Genomic DNA, 19,387 nt, shown 5'->3' with positions numbered 1-19,387 from the left:
AGAGTCTCCTCATGGGGTTCGAGATGGTTGTAGTCGAGCGCGACGGGCCCTTTGCCACGATCACCATGAACAGGCCGGAGAGGCGAAACGCCCTGTCGCTCGAGCACATGCGCGAGTTGACGGCCGCGTTTGTCGAGGTCGGAAAGAGCGACGCTCGGGGCGTGATCCTTGCCGGCAACGGACCGGTCTTCTCCGCCGGGCACGACTTCGCCGACATGGTGGGCGCCGACCTGGTCGCCATGCGAGAGCTCCTCTGGACTTGCACCGAGTTGATGAACACGATGCAAGGGATTCCCCAACCGGTCGTCGCGCGGGTGCATGCCTTGGCGACGGCAGCCGGATGCCAGTTGGTCGCGGCAGCGGACCTGGCGGTCGCAGCAGAGGGGGCGGGTTTCGCCACCCCGGGCGGAAAGGGTGGGTGGTTCTGCCACACTCCGATGGTGGCGGTGGGCCGCGCGGTCGGGCGAAAGCAGGCGTTCGAGATGGCGCTCACGGGCGACACCGTCGACGCCCACACTGCGCTTCAGTGGGGGCTGGTGAACCGGGTGGTCCCCCTCGACGAGTTGGAATCGGCAACCGTCGATTTACTCGAGCGCGCCACACGCGGGAGCCTGATGTCCAAGGCGATCGGAAAGCACACCCTCTACGAGCAGCTCGGAATGGACCAGCAGCAGGCGTACGCCTACGCGGTTGAAGTCATGGCAGCTGCGAGTCAGACAGCGGACGGGCAGGAGGGAATGGCCTCCTTCCTCGAGAAGCGTCCCGCCAAGTGGGTTGAGCGCTGACCTTGGCGTAGGCGCCATACCGCCGACGATCGAGTGGCGTGACGGCACGGTCCGGCTAATCGACCAGCGGCGCCTCCCGGGCGAGTTGGTCTTCATCGATGCTTCGACGGTCGAAGAACTGTGCGACGCGATCACGACCCTCGCGGTCCGGGGAGCCCCGGCTTTGGGTGCGGCCGGTGCAATGGGCGTCGCCCTCGCCGCCAGCAGCGGCGAAGATCTGCCCGGGTCGGCGGCTCGGCTGATCGCGACCCGCCCGACCGCGGTGAATCTGCGTTGGGGAGTCGAGAGGGCGCTTGCCTCGCCGGATCCGGTCGCCGAGGCGATCCGCGTCGCCGAGGAGGACTCCGAGCGGAACCGCCGCCTTGGGACGGTCGGTGCTGAGCTGCTTCCGGACGGCGCACGAGTTCTCACTCATTGCAACACGGGTTCTCTGGCTTGCGTCGAGTTCGGTACCGCGCTCGGCGTCGTCAGATCCGCGCACGAAGCCGGCAAGGCGGTCTCGGTCTGGGTGGACGAGACTCGACCGCTTCTGCAAGGGAGCCGCCTAACTGCGTGGGAGTTGAGCCGCCTTGGCATCCCGGGGACCGTTCTCGTCGACGGCGCCGCCGCGTCGATGATGGCCCACGGCGAGGTGGACTGCGTGATCGTGGGGGCGGACCGCATTGCAGCCAACGGTGACGTGGCCAACAAGATCGGCACGTACATGCTGGCCGTGGTCGCCCGTCACCATCGTCTCCCGTTCTACGTGGCAGCTCCGGTGTCGACACTCGACCTTCGGTGCAGGAGCGGTACCGACATACAGATCGAGCAACGGGCGCCGGGCGAAGTAACAACCTCAGTCCTCGAGGGGGTTTCCGTGCGCAATCCGGCGTTCGACGTGACACCAGCCCGATTGGTCACTGCGATCGTGACCGACGCCGGCATTGCGGCTCGTCCGTACAAGCCGGCGCTCGCCAGGCTCGTTGCCATTTAAAGGGATTGCCTAACCCGAGTTCCGGGACAGAGCCTTCGCCACGAGCACGGCCATGTCGTCCCGGAGCGAATTCGCTCCGAACTTTGCGGCCGCGTCATGAACCGAATCGGCCAGCCGCTGGGCACTCGTCCCGCCCGCGCCGTCGAGAACCTCGACGAGCCCGTCCATTCCGAACAGCTCGCTCCCCCGCCTGGCCTCTGTGACCCCGTCGGTGTACAGCACGACGCTTTCGTCGAACTCGACCGAGTACTCCACCTCCTGGAGTGTCAGCGCGTCGTCCTGCAGCAACCCGATGAGCCCCCCTGGCTTTCCGAGAGGCTCCGCGTACCCGGATTTGCGCACCAACAAGGGTGGTGGGTGCCCGGCGAGGCATACCCTCATAACGCCACCCGTATCGCCTGATTGGTAGCGCGCCACGGCAACGGTGACGAACCGTTCCTGGTGGGATTCGCTCTGCAATGCGACGTTCAACCGCCGCAGAGCTTCGACCGCCGACCAGCCGTCGTGAAGCAACAGCCGCAACACGTCCCGGCTGGTCCGCGCCAGCGCAGCAGCGGCCGGACCCTTTCCGCAGACGTCACCCATGATCAGAGTTACCGACCCGTCGGGCAGCTTGAACACGTCGAAGAAGTCACCTCCGACGGACACGCTCGGGGTGGCGGCAAAGTAGCGCGCGCCCAGCTCGAGCTCGTTCAACGCAGGCAGGGAGGAGGGTACGAGCGACTCGTGCAGAGCAGTCGCCGCCGCGGCGACCTGCTCGTGGAGATTGGCGTTGTCGAGTGCAAGGCCGACCCGCCTGCTCAGTTCGAGTATGGCCAGGTGGTCGGTGGCTTCGAGCGGCTCGGGCTGCCCGAGGACGAGCAGGCCCGAGGTTTGACTGCGCGACAACAAAGGAACCACCAGCACCTGGAACGTCGCGCCATCAATAGTCACCGGGCGGATGAATCGAGCCACTTCACCGCTTTGAGCTGCGGCTGACAGTGTGCTCCCGAACTCCGGATCCGAATCCAGAAACGCAAGGACCGAGTCGACCCGGCTCTCATCGTTGTGCATCGCGGTGACCCGACGCGCTCGCGCGCGCATGTCGACTACGTAGGCGACTGCCCAGTCGGCCAGATCCGGGACCACGATCTGAACCGACAGGCTGAGAACGTGTGCGATGCTCGTCGAACCCGCCAGAAGCTCGGTGGCCTCGGCTAGAAGTTCCATATCGGCATGCCGCTTGCGCGCGGCGTCGAGCAGCTGGTTGCTTGCCAGGCTCAGGGCGAGGCGCTGGGCTGCGAGGCGCAGGAACGCCTCCTCTTCCTCGTCGAGCTCCCGATCGGAGAACACGGTGAGATAACCGGGCGATTCGCCGCCGACGTGCAGGCGCTGCTGGTGCGACAGCCCCTCCGGGCTCCCGACCGTGACCGGATCACCTGGTCCTGAGCTCAGCACAGCTCCGCGAGCATTGAGTGCGGTGACCGCACGTTGGAGGATCTCCGCTACCTGCTCACGCGGGTTGAGATACGCCTCGAACTCGCGCTCCATCATCAGTGCGGACAGCCGCCGGTCGCTGACCACCGCCGGCGGCACATCCCCTTCGGTGGCCACCGGTTCGCCGGGCTCTTCAGGCATCGAGTCGGCCCCATCGACCGACGGGCTCAGAGAGAACCAGACGGTCTTGCGGCCGCGGGAGTGCTCTGTACCCCACCTCTCGGACATCTGGTTGACGAGGAGCATCCCCCTGCCTCCCTCGGCCAGCTCCCCCGAAGGGGCTCGGCTGAAGAGCGGACCGGTGTCGGCGTCCCGGACCGAGACGGTCACCTCGTCGGTCAGGGACACCGTTATCTCTGCCGTGCTGGCCGAATGGAGCAGCGCGTTGGTCACCAGCTCGCTCGTGAGCAGGATGGCCGTCTCCCGGACGCTGTCCCACCGGTCGCCGGCGAGGGCGCTGGCCACGAACCGCCGGGCGTGCCTGGACGATTCCGGGACCGGCTGAAGAGACAGCGAAATAGACGTCATCTCCGCAGTAGCCCCGGTATTAGCGCTCATACCCGTCCAGTTCCCTGGTCGCTCGCCGTCAGCGTGTGTGATACTAGGCGGAACTGTTGCCGGCGTCGGGGTCGGTGTTGGAGGGCAGGGAGGACGGGCATGGCCACATTGACCGCTCAAGAGGGCGGCATCGCTGCCGCATCGAAGTCCACGAAGAGAACGGTGTCGGTGGACCGGGCGGAACTCGCTGAGTTGGCGGCCGCGGTCGACCGGCTTCTCGACGGGCACTTCTCGGAACGGGTCACCATTATCCCGGGGCCGATCGGGGACCTGGCTACCAAGCTCAACGAGCTCGCCGCACGCCAGGAGCAGCAGGCGAAGGAGCTGGCCCGGATCAGCCGCCTTATCGGCCGTGAGGGCAGGATGGCCGAGCGGCTGCCGACCTCCACCGGGGGCGGTGACTGGACCGATTCGGTAGACGCGATCAACAGCCTCATCGACGACTTGGTCCGCCCGACTACCGAAGTGGCCCGGGTCATCGAGGCGGTCGCGGCCGGCGACCTCTCGCAGCAGATGCTGGTCGAGATCGACGGGCAGCCGGTGAAGGGCGAGTTCCGGCGTATCGGTGCGGCGGTGAACCGGATGGTCGATCAGCTCTCGTCCTTCGCCGACGAGGTGACCAGGGTCGCCCGTGAGGTCGGCACCGAAGGGAAGCTCGGCGGACAGGCCCAGGTTAAAGGTGTATCGGGGGTCTGGCGGGATCTCACCGACAACGTCAACTACATGGCCGGCAACCTGACCAGCCAGGTCCGCAACATCGCCCAGGTCACCACCGCTGTGGCCCAGGGCGACCTGTCCCAGAAGATCACCGTCGACGCGCAAGGCGAGATCCTCGAGCTCAAGAACACCGTCAACACGATGGTCGACCAGCTCTCTTCGTTCGCCGACGAGGTGACCAGAGTCGCTCGTGAGGTAGGCACCGAAGGCCGCCTCGGTGGGCAGGCACAGGTGAAAGGCGTCTCGGGGACGTGGCGCGACCTGACCGACAACGTCAACTACATGGCCGCCAACCTGACCAGCCAGGTCCGCAACATCTCCTACGTCGCAACCGCCGTGGCTCAGGGCGACCTTTCTCAAAAGATCACCGTCGACGCGCAAGGCGAGATCCTCGAACTGAAAAGCACAGTGAACACCATGGTCGATCAGCTCTCCTCGTTCGCCGACGAGGTAACCAGGGTCGCCCGCGAAGTGGGTACAGAAGGAAGGCTCGGCGGACAGGCCGAGGTGGCCGGCGTCGCTGGCACTTGGAAGGACCTCACCGACGCGGTGAACTCGATGGCCGGCAACCTGACCAGCCAGGTGCGCAACATCGCGCAGATCACCACCGCAGTCGCGAGGGGCGACCTTTCGCAGAAGATCACCGTCGGTGCGAAGGGCGAGGTTGCGGCCCTGGCCGAGACCATCAACTCTCTGACCGACACGCTCAGCGTGTTCGCCGAGCAGGTGATCACCGTCGCCAGAGAGGTGGGAACTGAAGGAAAGCTTGGCGGCCAGGCGCAGGTGCCCGGCGTGGCAGGCACGTGGAAGGCGCTGACCGACTCGGTGAACTCGATGGCCGCCAACCTGACCGACCAGGTGCGCGACATCGCGCAGGTAACCACCGCGGTGGCCAACGGCGACCTGTCCCAGAAGGTGTCCGTCGACGTGCGCGGCGAGACCCTCGAACTCAAGTCGACGATCAACACCATGGTCGACCAGCTGTCCTCGTTCGCGGACGAAGTGACCCGCGTGGCCCGTGAGGTCGGAACGGACGGCCGTCTCGGCGGGCAGGCCCACGTGAAGGGCGTGTCCGGTACTTGGCGCGACCTCACCGACAACGTCAACTACATGGCCGCCAACCTCACCAGCCAGGTGCGAAACATCGCCCAGGTCGCGACCGCTGTTGCGCGCGGCGACCTGTCCCAGAAGATCACCGTCGACGCGCAGGGCGAGATCCTGGAGCTGAAGAGCACGGTCAACACCATGGTCGACCAGCTCTCCTCCTTCGCCGACGAGGTCACCCGCGTCGCCCGCGAAGTGGGCACCGAAGGCCGCCTCGGCGGGCAGGCCCAGGTAAAAGGCGTCTCGGGTACGTGGCGCGACCTCACCGACAACGTCAACTACATGGCCGCCAACCTCACCGATCAGGTGCGGAACATCGCCCAGGTGACCACCGCGGTGGCCGAAGGCGACCTCTCGCAGAAGATCACCGTGAACACCAAGGGCGAGGTGGCGGCCCTCGCGCAGACCATCAACACCATGGTCGACCAGCTCTCCTCCTTCGCCGCCGAGGTCACCCGCGTCGCCCGCGAGGTGGGCACCGAAGGCCGCCTCGGCGGCCAGGCGCAGGTGGAAGGCGTATCGGGCACGTGGCGCGACCTCACCGACAACGTCAACTACATGGCCGCCAACCTCACCAGCCAGGTGAGAAACATCGCCCAGGTCGCGACCGCGGTGGCCCGTGGTGACCTGTCCCAGAAGATCACCGTCGACGCGCAGGGCGAGATCCTGGAGCTGAAGAGCACCGTCAACACCATGGTCGACCAGCTCTCCTCCTTCGCCGACGAAGTCACCCGCGTGGCCCGAGAGGTCGGAACCGACGGGCGGCTCGGTGGCCAGGCGCGCGTCCACGACGTGTCAGGAACGTGGCGGGACCTCACCGACTCGGTCAACTCAATGGCGGCGAACCTGACCGACCAGGTCCGCAACATCGCCCAAGTGACCACCGCCGTTGCGCGCGGTGACCTGTCCCAGAAGATCACCGTCGACGCGCGAGGCGAGATCCTGGAGCTGAAGGACACGGTCAACACCATGGTCGACCAGCTCTCCTCGTTCGCCGACGAAGTCACCCGCGTGGCCCGCGAGGTCGGCACCGAAGGCCGGCTCGGAGGGCAGGCCGAAGTGGCCGGGGTTTCGGGGACCTGGCGTGACCTGACCGAGAGCGTCAACCAGCTCGCCGGCAACCTGACCACCCAGGTGCGGTCGATCGCGGAGGTGTCCACGTCGGTCACCCGGGGTGACCTCACCCGGTCGATCACCGTCAGCGCCCGGGGTGAGGTCGCGGAGCTCAAGGACAACATCAACCAGATGATCGCCAACCTGCGCGAGACCACCGAGAAGAACGCGCAGACCGACTGGCTTCGCAGCAACCTGGCACGGATCGGCGGCCGCATGCAGGGGCAGCGCGACCTTGAAGCGCTGTGCGCCATGTTGATGAGCGAGATGACCAGCGTGGTCGAAGCTCAGCAGGGGGCTTTCTACCTGCTCGACTCCTCGCTGGACGGCGACGAGCCGTTGCTCCAGATGGCTTCTGCGTACGCATACACCGGGCAGCCGAAGAGCTTCCTGACCGGCGAGGGCCTGATCGGCCAGGCCGCGGTAGAGAAGCGCCCGATCCGGGTCCAGGGGGCGCCGGCGGGCTACCTCCACATCGGGGGCGGGCTCGGCGACGCTCCGGCCGCCGAAGTAATAGTCCTTCCGGTGCTGTTCGAGGAGCAGGTACTCGGGGCCATCGAGCTGGCGACGTTCGGCTCTTACAGCGAGCAACACCTGATGTTCCTGCAGCAGCTCGTCGATACGGTCGGCGTCGTCCTCAACACCATCATCGCCAACACCCGTACCGAGCAGCTCCTGTCGGAGTCGCAACGCCTCACCCAGGAGCTTCAGGTTCAGTCCGAGGAGCTGCAGCGGGCGAACACGGAGCTCCAGGAAAAGGCCCAGCTGCTCACCGCACAGTCACAGGACCTCGAGGCCAAGAACAGCGAAATCGAAACCGCCCGTCGAGGCCTCGAGGAGAAGGCGATGCAGCTCGAGATCGCGTCCAAGTACAAGAGCGAATTCCTCGCCAACATGAGCCATGAGCTGCGTACTCCGCTCAACAGCTTGCTCATCCTGGCGAAGCTTCTCGTTGACAATCAGGACCGCAATCTCACCGAGAAGCAGATCGAGTTCGCACGCACCATCCATCGCGCCGGTTCTGACCTGTTGGAGCTGATCAACGACATACTCGATCTCTCCAAGGTCGAAGCGGGCAAGATGGACGTGCAGGCCAGCATCGTCGACGTGAGAGCCCTGTGCGACAGCCTGCTCGAGCCGTTCAGGCCGGTGGCCGAGGAGAAGAATCTCGACTACACGGTGACTGTCGATCCGGCTCTCTCTGCTCAGCTGATCACAGACGAGCAGCGGCTGCGGCAGATCCTTAAGAACCTTCTGTCCAACGCCTTCAAGTTCACCGATGCCGGCCAGGTCACCTTGCACGCCGGGCTGCCCACCGTCACCCAGCGGGCCGCGCTCGGAACCGAAAGCAATGGCGACGAAGCAATTGCATTCTCGGTCATCGACACCGGGATCGGTGTGGCCTCGGAGAAGCTTGCGCAGATCTTCGAGGCGTTCCAGCAGGCGGACGGCACCACGAGCCGGCGTTACGGCGGGACCGGCCTTGGCTTGTCGATCAGCCGCCAGATCGCTCAGCTTCTCGGGGGAACGATCACCGTGGAAAGCGAGCCTGGACGCGGGTCGACCTTCACGCTCGTCGTCCCCCGCCAGCTCCCGGGGATCGATACCGCGTCGCTGCCGCCTGCGGATCAGCTCGTGCCCCATGAGCGAGAGCGCACCGGCAGGGGGCCGATCGTCTCCGCTCCTCCGCTGGACGACGACGGTCGCTCGGTGCCAGATCACAGCCTCGAAGGCCGGACCATCCTGGTGGTGGACGATGACGTGCGCAACGTCTTCGCCCTGACCAGCGCTCTCGAGCTGCACGGATCAAGCGTGCTCTACGCCGACAACGGCGTTCGCGGACTCCAGATGGTCAACGAACACGCGGAAATCGATCTGGTGCTGATGGACGTCATGATGCCGGAGATGGATGGCAACGAGACGACCCTGGCGATTCGAAAGATTCCGGGTCGCGAAGACCTGCCGGTACTGTTCCTCACCGCCAAGGCGATGGGCGGCGACCGCGAAAAAAGCTTCGCAGCCGGGGCCTCGGACTACATCACCAAGCCCGTGGACCTCGAAGTACTTCTCAGCTCGATGCGCAGGTTGCTCCGCCCGAGCACCCAGGCTGACGACGGCGCGGCAAGCTCCTGATGACCAACGTGGAGCCGGCGACCGTTCTGCTGGTCGATGACCGCGAGGAGAACCTCCTCGCGCTAGAGGCAATTCTCAGCAGCCTCGGGCACCGGCTCGTACGCGCCCGTTCCGGCTCCGAGGCGCTCAAGTGCCTCCTCGGCGAAGACGTGTCCCTCATCCTCCTGGATGTACAGATGCCCGAGATGGACGGGTACGAGACGGCGGCACACATCCAGAGCCGGCCGCGCACCCGGAACATACCGATCATCTTCCTGACCGCTATCGACCACGAGGCTCACCAGGCGTACCGGGGATATGCCGCGGGCGCGGTGGACTTCCTCGCCAAGCCGTTCGACCCGTGGATGCTGCGAGCGAAGGTGCAGGTGTTCCTCAAGCTCTACCTCGAGCGACGGCATCTCGAAGCTCGGGTGCGCGAGATGCAGGGGCAGCTGGCCGAGCTGTCAGGCCAGGCGCTCGATGGTGACCTAGCGCAGATCGAACGCCTGCTTACCATGGCCGAGAACCGGGAGACCGGGCCCCTGCTCGACGAAGCGCTGGACCGGCTACGTGGGATCCGCGAGCGGGTTATGCCGCACGACTCGTTGACGTCGCCGGAAGCTGGATGGCCGTAGCTAGGAGCCAGCCGGGCAGGCCACCGAGGACTGGGTTCCGAGGACCGATACCGACGTCGCAGTGAGTTTGAGCTGAGTCAGCGAGCAGGTTTGGGCCGGTCCGGCGACGAGCAGAGCGCCGGTCGGGTTGGTCTTCTCGACGAGGTCGTAGATCCCGTCAGGCGTGGTGGTGATGTCGATGTACTGGCCGGGCGTGTCCCAGGTGTACACGTCTCCCCAACCCGGCTTGATTCCTTCGTCGATGAAGCTGTTGTCGGGCCCGACATTCGCCGGAAGGTTGCATCCCGGCTGCCCGACGAAATCGCGGGTTGCGTTCGTCGTCGGGGAGCGGAAACCCCAGTAGTCGTCGTCGGTGAGACAGAAGGAAGCCTTCACCGACGTTGCTACCGGTGCGCCGATCGTTCCGAGCGGGGTCGTACCGGGGATCACACCATAGAGCGTGTATCCGAGAAGATCGGTGTAGTGGAAGTGGGCGTGCTGTACGTGAAACAGGCAATCTCCGGCGGGACGGGTCACGCCGGTGCCCGTCGATGTGGTGAGCACTTGTTCGGCGTGGCACTGACCGGGTACGTACGCACTCGACACTCCGGCCGAACCGGCCGTCACGAGCGGGATGCGGACCTCCAGCGGCCCGGCACCGGCATTGCGAACGTCGCTGGTGAATCGAAGGCAGCGAAGGGTCGGATGCTGAACGGCACCGACGGAAGGGTTCCCGACGGGGACCGTCTCGTCGACGTAGCACGACGTCGGGGTCGGTGCGGACACCGGGAACGGGAAGCCCAATGGGGTGGAGGCGACAGGGGGCAGCCCGTTGACGGCGAGGGCGTATGGGGGAAGCGCCTGCAGTACTGGCAAGTCGTAACAGCCGGCTTCGCCGTTCACCGTTGTCTGTGTGCAGGGAAGTGGGTTCCAGGTAGATCCAAACATTGGACGCACTTCACCTTGATAGGAGGCGTTCTGGTCCTCGGCGTAGGTGAACGTCACCACGATCGTGTACTTCCCGGGTTTTGGCTGTGCTACCGAGACCGCCTGGCCGTTGGCGCCGATCCCGTTACCCGCCGCGGCCAGCGTTCCTGACGGGTCGTATACGTATAGGTCGAAACCGTCGTTGGCGTTGAACGTGCCGTCCGGTGCGGTCACGTTGCTGTGGACCGCTACGAGAAACGCATGGGTGCCGGCGTTGGTAAAGGTGAACTCCTGGCACTCCGGGCCGCAGACCAGCGGCGCCGGGGAGTTGACCAGCGGCAACGGGGTCGGGTTGGTCACCGCCCCGTTGAAGGTGATGACGTGATCAGGCGGACCCAGCGTTCCAATCGGGGTCGGGGGCGTCGTGCTCGGCGGAACCACCGGAGGGGCCGGGATCAGGTCAGGCGGAGGATCCGTGGCGCGAGCTGTGGTCGTCAACCCGATCGAGGTCGCGGCCACGACGGCTGACAGCACTACCAGGTACCGGCTGGATCGCATGCGGGGGATGTTCGCCGTCGGGGCGTCTATTCCCCCTGTGACACCTGGTTTGAGCCCGCTCAAGCGTCCAGCGCATCCGGGGGCAAAGAGTTCACCTTCCGGTCAATCACTGCGCATCTTGCGTACAGCGGCATTTCACGTCACTTGGAAAGAGTCTTGGCATGACGCTACGAACCCGCAAAATCGCCAAGTCGGCTATCGCTGCGGTAGGTGCCGCGGCGGCGCTGGCCATCCCAACGCTGAGCGGCGCCTCCGCCCAACCGGTGCGTGCTGCGTCGGGGAACCCGGCCACCCCGATCAAACACCTCGTGGTCATTTTCCAGGAGAACGTGTCGTTCGACCACTACTTCGGCACGTATCCGGTAGCCGCCAACACGAGTGGCCAGACTTTCACCGCCGCGCCTGGAACACCCTCCGTTAACGGGCTGTCAGCCGCTTCGCCGGGTGGGGGGACCTTGCTGACCAACAACCCCAACGGGGTCAATCCCCGCCGCTACGACCCCACCAGCACCAATGATCTGCTCACCTGCGACCAGAACCACGACTACACCTCGGAGCAGCAAGCGTTCGACAACGGGAAGATGGACGCCTTCATCTCGTCGGTCGGCACCGGCAGTGGAAAGTCTGCAACCGGCCAAACCTGCCAGGCGTCCGATGTCATGAACTATTACGACGGGAACACCGTGACCGGGTTGTGGAACTACGCCCAGCATTTCGCGATGAGCGACAACTCCTACAGCACAACCTTCGGACCGTCCGCGCCAGGTGCCATCAACCTGGTGTCCGGCGACACCGGCGGGGTGAACCCAGCCCTCGAGATACGCAATGTGTCCAGAAACCAGCCCAACGCCGATGTGGTCAGTGGCGGGGACGGCACGGACAGTCTGATCGGCGACCCGCAGGGTTATTACGACGACTGCTCGAGTCGGAATTCCGTCGGGCTCACCGGCCAGAACATAGGTGACCTGCTGAACGCCAGAGGTCTCTCATGGGGATGGTTCCAGGGAGGATTCGCTCCCACCACCGCCTACAGCGGACCGGGAACTCCCGCCGGCACCTACAACCCGCTCAACGTGACCGGGCGGGCCGTATGCGGGGCCAAGCATCCGATTGGGGTCGCGCTCGGTGGAACCGGCCAATGGGGATTCAAGGGTGATTACATCGCGCATCACGAGCCGTTCCAGTACTACTCCTCTACGGCCAACCCCCATCACCTGGCACCGGCGTCGCTGCAGGCAGTAGGTACCGACACGCAGACCTACACCAGCGGCCAACCCAACTTCGACACGGCCAACCACAACTACGACCTCAGCGTGTTCAACCAGCTCCTGTCCGGAATAGCAGGCGGATCCCTAAGCCCCGACTCGCTCCCGGCGGTCAGCTTCCTGAAGGCGCCCGGCTACCAGGACGGCCACGCGTTCTACTCCGACCCCATCGACGAGCAGCAGTTCGTGGTCAACGAGATCAACGCATTGGAGAAGACCCCCGACTGGGCCAGCACTGCAGTCGTCATCGCCTACGACGATTCCGACGGCTGGTACGACCACGCCAACTCGGGGGTGACCAATCCGTCGGAGGGAGTCGCCGACGCCCTGACCGGTTCAGGTCGGTGTGGCAACACCCAATCAGGCAACGGGCCACTGGCCGGAGAGCTTGGCCGCTGCGGGTACGGGCCTCGCCAACCGCTCGTGGTGGTGTCGCCCTGGTCCCGCTCCAACTACGTGGACCACACCCTCACCAACCAGGCGTCCATCACTCGATTCGTCGAAGACAACTGGCACCTCGGACGGATCGAGGGCTCCGCGGACGTCGGCTCGGGGCAGCTCAACTCGATGTTCGACTTCAGCACCCCGACCGGTACTAACCCGGTCTTGTTCCTCAACCCGTCGACGGGTCAAGGTCAGTAGCAGCTCGCAGGTGGTGCCGGGGCCTTCGGGCACCGGCACCACCCGGTAGATCCTCGGTCGTGACACCTATACGTTGGATGGCGGCGGGCTCAGCCCTGGCCCAGGCGTACGCCGCAGCCAGGAAGCGATAGCACCACTCCTCCGCAAGGCTGCGGGTTTCGCAGAATTGGATGGGGACGTTTGGCCAGCGGACTTGGCATTCGGCCAGTCCATCCGCAATCAACGCGGGACGGAAACGATCCTGCTTGTAGATCTGAGAGTAACGATCCTCGACCACTACCGCCGCACGAGGCAAAACGGCGAGTTCGCCAAGGGCGTAGCGCAGCTTGCCCGTGGTGAGGCTGGAGATGAGATCCGGAACGGACTTGCGTTCTACCGAGGCGACGAGCGTTCCGTCGACCATGATCCCGTAGTCGCCGCAGGGCAGCGCCGCCTTGGTCGTTCGCACTTGTTGGCCGGAGAAACGGTAGGCGTAGCGCTCGTGGGCGTCGACGACGATCTCGAGCTCTGCGACACCGGCCGCTTTGGCGGTGGGGAGGTTGACGGACGGCCGCGCTTGCTTGCGGGTGCGAGGAGACTGCCAGAAAACGGCGTCCCGGCCGCGGGCGGTCGTGAACACCAGTTGCGAGCGGTTCTCGCGGGATCGGTCGGCCACTATGTCTATGGCGGCTCCGCGGCGAACGCACGAGCGCAGCGGAACGCGTTCGATGATTTCCGGAACCTCGGGCCAATCGCCGGCTGGTACGGGATGGCAATAGAGCGCCTTCGCGCGCGGCCAGGTCCCGGAAGTCCGCAAGACGATTCCCTCCCCAACGGGGACCCACAAGAGGTAGCCCAGCCTGGAGTCGGCATCAGGGTTGGTGGCTATCAGCAGCTCGTTCATGGATCTTCGGCTCAACCGAGCTTAGAGCCGACTAGATCAGCGGTCGAAGGGTGCTCAGAATGTCCGCGATGCGGTCGACCACCATCAGGTGTCCACCTCCCGGCACCTCGTGGAGCACGGCTCCGGGCACCGCGGCGGCCATGCGCCTGGCGTGGGCGGGTGGCACGTTCCGATCTGCGTCTCCCTGCCAAAAATGAACGGGGACCTTGATGTCCTCCAGCCGGAAACCCCAGTCCCGCGAAAACAGCTCGAAGTCCTGGGCTGCTGCCTTACCGGCAGTGGCCGACGACCTGCGCATGTCTCTGATGAACGCTTCGCGGACCTGAGGTCGAGCGAGGATCTCGGCATCGCAAGCTGGCACCTGCCTGCTCATGCCCTCAAGCGCTCGCTCGGGCCACCGACGCTGGGCGAACACCGCCATGCCGAAGATCGCCCGCAGAGCTTTCCCCGAGCGGCGGGCGATCCGGGTGGCCAGCATGTTGAGCGGCATCATCCCCTCTTCGTCGCCGGGCGCCGACAACGGACCGACTCCGCTGATCACCCCTGCCGCTGAAACCCGTTCGGGGAAGAACGCGGCGCACACCAGCGCATGCGCTCCGCCACCCGATAGACCGATTACACCGAAGCGCTCCAAGTCCAGGTGATCTGCGAGCCCGGCGACGTCGTCCGCCCAGTCAACCAGGCGCCTGCCCGGACGCAGAGTGCTGTGCCCGTAGCCCGGACGATCGACTGAAATCAACCGGATGCCGGCGGATCGCACGGGTGCCTCGTCCAGGACGAGCTGATTGCGGGAACCAGGGGTTCCGTGGAAGCCGATGATCGGCCTACCCGCGGGATCGCCGAGCTCCAACCAGGCCAGCTCCCTGCCATCCGGCAACTCCATGATCCGGGTGTCGGTCACAACGTGACGGTAGCCCCCGGGGTCCAGGGTCGGTGCGGTCGGATTTGCCGTGAGCTAGCGGCTGATGACCGCCTCGACCAGATTCGGGCCAGGGGTGGCCAGCGCGCGCGCTAGTTGATCGGAAAAGTCAGCAGCGGTGTCGGCCCGGGTAGCGGGGACGCCCATGCTCGCGGCCAGCGCAACGAAGTCCAAGTCCGGGTCGTGCAGGTCGAGCATCGACCGCGCGCGCGGCCCGCCAGCGGCCGCTCCCACGCGTTGTAGCTCCATGTTGAGGATGGCGTAGCTGCGGTTGGAGAGGATCACCGTTGTCACGTCGAGACCCTCGCGGGCCATGGTCCAGAGCGCCTGGGCTGTATACATTGCGGAGCCGTCTGCCTCGAGGGCGAGCACCTTGCGGTCCGGGCAGGCGACGGCCGCGCCGACCGCTAGAGGCAAACCGATACCTATCGACCCGCCGGTGAGGGTCAGCCAGTCGTGGGGAGGGGCGCCGGCGGTGGCGCCGGAGATGAACAGCCCGGAGGTGTTGGACTCGTCGGCCACGATCGCGTCCTCCGGTAGGAAGGCGCCGATGGCCAGCCCGAGCGCGTCGGCCGTGAGGGGGCCGCTCTCGGGAGCGGAAGGGCGGCCGGGGGATGTAGTCGGAGCGGCGGCGGGGTCAACACCCAACTCGGCAGCCAGAGCTTCGAGGGCGGCCCGCGCGTCGTCCCCCGGACGGACCAGTGTGTGGACCTGCACTCCGTCCGGAACAAGATCGCTCGGCTTTTCGGGATAAGCGAAGAACGACACGGGAGACCTGGCATCAACGAGCACCAGGTGCGAGAGGCCTTCGAGCTGCGCCACCGCCATCTCGCCGAGATACGCGAGCCGTTCGGGGGCGACCCGCCCGGCGCCCCGCTGCAGGCGAGAGGGGAAAGTTTCGGCAAAGAGCTTGGCCTTGTGGGTTGCGGCGACGGCACCGGCCAGGGCGAGGGTGTCCGCGCGGCAAGCTCGGCCTCCAACGAGGAACCCGACGGGTCGTCCGCTGCGGACCGCGGCGGCGACCGAGCTGACCGCATCGGGATCCGGAGTCCTTAGACCAGGGACGGGGGGCGCCGGCGCCGGTTCAGCCCCCTCCGACCACGACACGTCCGCCGGCAGGATGAGCGTGGCCACCTGGCCCGGCGGCCCGTACGCAGCCGAGATCGCGGCTGCGGCGTCGGCCGGCAACTCGGCGGTCTTCATCGAGCGGCGGACCCAACCGGAGACGTTGGACGCAAGCGCGTCGATGTCCGACTCGAGAGGTGCGTCGTACTGCTTGTGGTAAGTGGCGTGGTCTCCGACGACGTTCACCACCGGGCTGGCCGCGCGGCGCGCGTTGTGCAGGTTGGCGATGCCGTTGCCGAGACCGGGGCCCAAGTGCAGCAGCACGGCGGCCGGTCGGTCTGCCATGCGCGCGTACCCATCGGCGGCGCCGGTCGCGACACCTTCGAACAGCGCGAGCACTCCCCTCATCTCGGGCACGTCGTCGAGTGCGGCGACGAAATGCATCTCCGACGTGCCAGGGTTCATGAAGCACGTGTTGACGCCGGCACCCGTCAAGGTGCGGAGAAGAGCGGACGCGCCGTTCATATGAGATCAGTCATTCGAAGATCGCTCCCGGGTTGAGGATGTGGTTGGGGTCGAACGCCGTCTTGATCCGCCGCCACAGGTCGAGCTTGGCGGGATCCTCGATGGCGGCGAGGTACTTCCTTTTTCCTCTGCCTATTCCGTGCTCTCCGGAGATGGCACCGCCCCTGCCTGTGCCGGCGCGCAGGATCGCTTCGATCACCTCCTGGCGCTTTGCCGGATCGGACTGGAAGACCGACAGGTGGACGTTGCCGTCACCGGCGTGCCCGCATCCGGAAACCCACGAACCGCTGGCGCCGGCGATGGCCGCGACGTCGTCCATGAACGGGGCGATGTCGGCTCGGGGAACGACAACGTCGATGATGTCGTCGGCGCCCGCCGCCTTCGCCACCCAGAACGCCTTTTCCCGAGCGATGATCAGCTGATCGCCGGCGGCCGGTGGCAGCACGTAGATGTCGAGGGCTCCTTGGTTCGCGAGCAGCTCGGCCACTTGAGCGGTGTCTTCGTCCAATCGGTCCTCCTGGTTGTTCTCGAGTACGACCACCAGGTATGCCAGCGCTTTGTCGCGGATGTCGGGGGGAACGCCGAGCTCGAGGTCGCCGGTCTTCACCAGGGCCGCCATGGTGACGAGGTCGATGTACTCGACCATCAGCGGGCCGATGCCGGTGTGGATCAGCTTCGGGACCGAGCCGGTGCATTCGGAAAGCGTGGCGAACGGCGCCAGCACGGTTGCTTTATGGGCCAGGCGCGGGTAGAGGCGAACGATCGCTTCGGTGACGAGCGCGAGCGTGCCCTCCGAGCCGATGATCAGCTGGGTCAGGTCGTAGCCCGCGGTGGACTTCACGAACTTCCCACCGGTGCGGATGGTCTCACCCGTGCCGAGGACCGCTTCGAGGCCGAGGACCTGGTGGCGGGTGACGCCGTACTTCACGGCGCGCATGCCGCCGGCGTTTGTCGCGACGTTGCCACCGAGGCTTGCGCTGAGCTCGCCGGGGAAGGTCGGGTAGACGAGGCCGTGCCGGCCCGTCTCGGCGTCGAGTTGCTCGAGGGTGACGCCGGGTTGGATGACTGCGACGTGGTTGTCGTTGTCGATCTCGAGGATGGCGTTCATCCGCTCGAAGGCCACGACCACGCCGTCTCGCGACGGGATGCACGCTCCGGACAGCCCGGTGCCGGCGCCTCTCGGCGTGAGCGCTGTGCGGGTGGCGTTGGCCCAAGCCACGATCTGCTGGGTCTCGCCGGCGTCCCGTGGGAACACCACGGCCCGAGGCGTTTCCGGTTCGAGGCCGAGGGCTTCGTCGTGGAGGTACTCGTCCTTGATCTCGGCGCCGGCGAGGACGTTGCCCCGGCCGACGATGCCCTCGAGCTCGGCCGCAATCGGATCGCCCACGGGATCAGCTTGCCACGAGACGACGGGTCGATGAGCGCTTCGTCAAGGGCGGGCCTGGCCGCAATGGGTTCGCCGGTGTAAAGGGATCTGACTGAGCTTCTAGGACTAGTGCCGTAGCAGAATACGATCTGTGGCACTCCCAGGCGCACTACAATGCAAGGAGCGGATCGGCCGCATTTGCAACAAGCTGCCCGAGGTGACTCAACGCCCCGGAGGCGAGCGCGGGCTCCACATCGCCTACATGGTAAAGAAACGAACCTTCGCCTACTTCACCGAGGACCACCACGGCGATGGACGACTCGCCTTGATCTGCAAGGCACCCGCAGGAGATCAGGCGGCGCTGATCTCAGCACAGTCCGATCAGTACTTCGTGCCTCCTTACCTCGGTCATCGAGGCTGGGTCGGGTACTGGTTAGACACCGCGCATGTCGATTGGACCGAAGTCTTGGAGTTGATAACCGATGCGTTCAGGATGACCGCGCCTCGGCAGTTGGTCCTGCTCCTCGGCGACTCGTGACGAACTTCAGAATTTTCTCTTCGACGGGTCGTAACTTGATGCGCTCGCAACATTTGATTTGGCCGATCCTTTAAGCCAGGGCCCCGTTTCTCATGGGCCCATGTCGTAACCCTCTTGCAGGACTTTGCCGGTCGTGGCGTCGACAAAGACTTCGAGGTAACCGAACGCGCACGGGCCTCTGATGCCATACACAGGAGGGGCAGGGTGCCACGGGTATCCGTTGGTTATAGCGACACCTGCTGCGTAGACGAGCCAAGCTGTCACCGGATCGGGGCTGCCCGGCACTTCGCCCGGGTAGGTGCCCAGAACGATTGCCGCGGTGCCACCGCCGGCGCTTGGCAGGTGCGCTGTCGCCCATGCGGCGCTGGCCCTTACCTTGGCGACTGCCCCGAGTGGTACTGGTAAGAGGTCCGCGGAATGTCCTCCGACACTCCCTGCGCCGGGTCCTAGGTGGCTTGGCCGCGTTGCCCGTTGCGGGGCGGGCATGGTCGGCAGCCGCTGCCTGCGGGCATCCCTGGTCTTGCATTCCCCGGAAACACCGGCCACCGTTGCAATCGAAGAGGCGGCTGAATGCCCAGATGAAGTCGAGTGGTCACTTTGGAGGGAACCTTCGCTCCGCGGCGCTGGAGAGTCGCACGCGCCGAGCGACACCGCTGCTACAACTCCAAGCACCCTGATCGCTCTCAGCGACATATGCGACTCTCGGACCCTCACGTTGGTTTGGAAACACGAGCCGATATCGCGAAAGGTCACCGCGTTCACAACAGCCGTCCCATGGCGACAGTGGTGTCCGAGGAAGACGCAATGGCGGATGTGCTCAATCCCGTTCCTGCGAGACATCCAAGAGCGATCACGCTCGACGTTCCACTTCGGGGTTCGGCGGCACAACTGGCCGACTCGGCAGTCGTCTCTTTGAACTCGACGATTCCTGTGGTACCCGGCAAGGGAGGACAGAGGGGGTCGTAGCTACTTGTCGTCTCACAGCACCGAGACACTGCCATCGACGAGCACACTTCACGCCCGTATGACGAATCGAGCAGCCGGGTCGGTTCCCGTCACCCCACACTTATTTTCATCGAGTGGTCATGCGCCCCTTATCCGATCAACCGATCGCTGATCTGGAAGGTAAGTACAGACGGCGAGGACCCGAGTCTGACCGGGCCCGCCATCAGGCTCGCCGGGGTGAGGCGTCCCGGAAGCGGTGACGGTCCTCGACGCCTACGCAGTCATTGCTTACTTAAAGGCGG

13 protein-coding genes are annotated in these 19,387 nt (G+C 65.6%); 6 read left to right on the top strand and 7 right to left on the bottom strand.

Annotation, left to right across the window (positions count from 1 at the left end; all coding sequences use genetic code 11):
• The first annotated feature begins 11 nt into the window (after nt 1-11).
• Nucleotides 12-785, top strand: coding sequence for an enoyl-CoA hydratase-related protein (locus VFZ97_04625; protein ID HEX6392700.1), 774 nt, complete (start codon nt 12-14; stop codon nt 783-785).
• Nucleotides 775-1,758: an S-methyl-5-thioribose-1-phosphate isomerase gene (gene mtnA / locus VFZ97_04620; GenBank protein HEX6392699.1), complete on the top strand. Its 984-nt coding sequence runs from the start codon at nt 775-777 to the stop codon at nt 1,756-1,758. The genes VFZ97_04625 and mtnA overlap by 11 nt, the downstream gene beginning before the upstream one ends.
• 9 nt (nt 1,759-1,767) lie before the next feature.
• Here mtnA and VFZ97_04615 read toward each other — a convergent pair whose 3' ends face one another.
• Complete coding sequence (locus VFZ97_04615; GenBank protein ID HEX6392698.1) at nt 1,768-3,792, bottom strand: SpoIIE family protein phosphatase; 2,025 nt, start codon at nt 3,790-3,792, stop codon at nt 1,768-1,770.
• 99 nt (nt 3,793-3,891) lie between these two features.
• Here VFZ97_04615 and VFZ97_04610 point away from each other — a divergent pair, with 99 nt between their 5' ends.
• Entirely contained in the window at nt 3,892-8,859 is a 4,968-nt protein-coding gene (locus VFZ97_04610; protein HEX6392697.1) for a HAMP domain-containing protein, read from the top strand.
• The gene (locus VFZ97_04605; GenBank protein HEX6392696.1) at nt 8,859-9,473 is read left to right on the top strand and encodes a response regulator; all 615 of its coding nucleotides are present in this window, start codon (nt 8,859-8,861) and stop codon (nt 9,471-9,473) included. Before VFZ97_04610 ends, VFZ97_04605 begins: the two co-directional genes overlap by 1 nt.
• Here the strand turns inward: VFZ97_04605 and VFZ97_04600 are convergent, their stop codons facing one another.
• A complete protein-coding gene (locus VFZ97_04600; protein HEX6392695.1) occupies nt 9,474-10,937 on the bottom strand; it encodes a hypothetical protein in 1,464 nt (487 codons plus the stop codon).
• A gap of 161 nt (nt 10,938-11,098) precedes the next feature.
• On the opposite strand from VFZ97_04600, the gene VFZ97_04595 reads away from it, so the two are divergent.
• The gene (locus tag VFZ97_04595; protein HEX6392694.1) at nt 11,099-12,844 is read left to right on the top strand and encodes an alkaline phosphatase family protein; all 1,746 of its coding nucleotides are present in this window, start codon (nt 11,099-11,101) and stop codon (nt 12,842-12,844) included.
• Here the strand turns inward: VFZ97_04595 and VFZ97_04590 are convergent.
• From VFZ97_04590 to VFZ97_04575, 4 genes are read right to left on the bottom strand one after another with little or no spacing between them, the layout of a single operon-like run.
• On the bottom strand, nt 12,816-13,727 hold the full coding sequence (locus tag VFZ97_04590; GenBank protein HEX6392693.1) for an ERCC4 domain-containing protein: 912 nt from the start codon (nt 13,725-13,727) through the stop codon (nt 12,816-12,818). The genes VFZ97_04595 and VFZ97_04590 overlap by 29 nt on opposite strands.
• 31 nt (nt 13,728-13,758) lie before the next feature.
• Entirely contained in the window at nt 13,759-14,628 is an 870-nt protein-coding gene (locus VFZ97_04585; GenBank protein HEX6392692.1) for an alpha/beta hydrolase, read from the bottom strand.
• 54 nt (nt 14,629-14,682) lie between these two features.
• Nucleotides 14,683-16,236: an acetolactate synthase large subunit gene (locus tag VFZ97_04580; GenBank protein ID HEX6392691.1), complete on the bottom strand. Its 1,554-nt coding sequence runs from the start codon at nt 16,234-16,236 to the stop codon at nt 14,683-14,685.
• Between the two features lie 10 nt (nt 16,237-16,246).
• Nucleotides 16,247-17,623, bottom strand: a complete 1,377-nt coding sequence (locus VFZ97_04575) for an FAD-binding oxidoreductase (GenBank protein ID HEX6392690.1) — start codon at nt 17,621-17,623, stop codon at nt 16,247-16,249.
• A 196-nt stretch (nt 17,624-17,819) separates the two neighbouring features.
• On the opposite strand from VFZ97_04575, the gene VFZ97_04570 reads away from it, so the two are divergent.
• Nucleotides 17,820-18,140: an MmcQ/YjbR family DNA-binding protein gene (locus VFZ97_04570; GenBank protein HEX6392689.1), complete on the top strand. Its 321-nt coding sequence runs from the start codon at nt 17,820-17,822 to the stop codon at nt 18,138-18,140.
• Between the two features lie 90 nt (nt 18,141-18,230).
• On the opposite strand, the gene VFZ97_04565 is transcribed toward VFZ97_04570, so the two are convergent.
• The gene (locus VFZ97_04565; protein ID HEX6392688.1) at nt 18,231-18,686 is read right to left on the bottom strand and encodes a hypothetical protein; all 456 of its coding nucleotides are present in this window, start codon (nt 18,684-18,686) and stop codon (nt 18,231-18,233) included.
• Between the last annotated feature and the right edge of the window lie 701 nt (nt 18,687-19,387).

This window comes from Acidimicrobiales bacterium, from assembly GCA_036378675.1.
GTDB lineage: Bacteria > Actinomycetota > Acidimicrobiia > Acidimicrobiales > Palsa-688 > DASUWA01.
This window is presented reverse-complemented; position numbering and strand designations above follow the sequence as displayed.